Source organism: Hahella sp. CR1, from assembly GCF_029813005.1.
In the GTDB taxonomy this organism is placed as follows: domain Bacteria; phylum Pseudomonadota; class Gammaproteobacteria; order Pseudomonadales; family Oleiphilaceae; genus Hahella.
In genome coordinates this window covers 1-957 of sequence record NZ_JAPELK010000042.1, presented here as the reverse complement: position 1 = coordinate 957, position 957 = coordinate 1, and the positions used below count along the sequence as shown (strand labels likewise).

Below are 957 nucleotides of genomic sequence, written 5' to 3'. Positions count from 1 at the left end.
GTTATACGGGCGCTAGGCTTCAGCCGGCCGCGTATTTATGAATGGCTGGCGGCCTATCGGGAAGGCGGCTATGACGCACTTAAAGCGAAACGCCTATATGGCCGTCCCCGCAAATTAAATGGTCGACAGCTACGCCAGATCTATACCTGGGTGGTGGGATATCAGCCACAGCAGTTTAAGTTTGAATATGCATTGTGGACTCGCGGACTGGTGCGGGACCTGATCAAGCGGAAATTTCGGGTTAGCCTGTCTGATGTATCGGTGGGACGACTCCTGAGGGCAATGGGGCTAACGCCGCAGAAGCCGCTTTTTCGCGCTTACCAGCAAGATCCAGATAGGGTTGCTCGCTGGAAACAAGAAGAATACCCACGCATTCGCCAGTTGGCGAAAGCAGCGAACGCGGAGATCCTCTTCGCGGACGAGGCGAGCATTCGTTCGGACTATCACAGCGGAACGACGTGGTCGATCAAAGGGTTGACTCCGGAAGTGAGGACGACAGGGGCGCGCTTTGGGCTTAACCTAATTTCCGCAGTGTCGGCCAGAGGCGAGTTTCATTTCAAGGTGATAGAAGGCAAGCTCAACGCGGAGAGCTTTATCGGATTTTTAGAGGACTTGACGTATAAGTCTGAACGACCAGTCTTTCTAATCGTCGATGGACACCCAGCCCATCAAGCCAGGAAGGTAAAGGAATATCTCGCCACCCAGGAAGGCAGGTTGCAGCTATTCTTCCTGCCGCCTTACTCCCCTGAACTCAATCCAGATGAGTCCGTGTGGAGCTACTTGAAACATCAGCGACTGGGAAAGATGAAGATTGCAGGTCCAGACCAATTAAGAAAGATGGCTTTAAAAATCCTTCGGAGCATGAAAAGAATGCCATCATTGATTCAAAGTTTATTTAGGCATCCAGAACTTAAATATATTATGGCTTAGTGATCGGATACTTATTTACGGGTTAGT

General features: G+C 50.7%; 1 protein-coding gene. It reads left to right on the top strand.

What is annotated here, in order from left to right:
• A partial coding sequence (locus ONV78_RS31820; RefSeq protein ID WP_279508611.1) for an IS630 family transposase occupies window positions 1-930 on the top strand: 930 nt, incomplete at its 5' end.
• Between the last annotated feature and the right edge of the window lie 27 nt (window positions 931-957).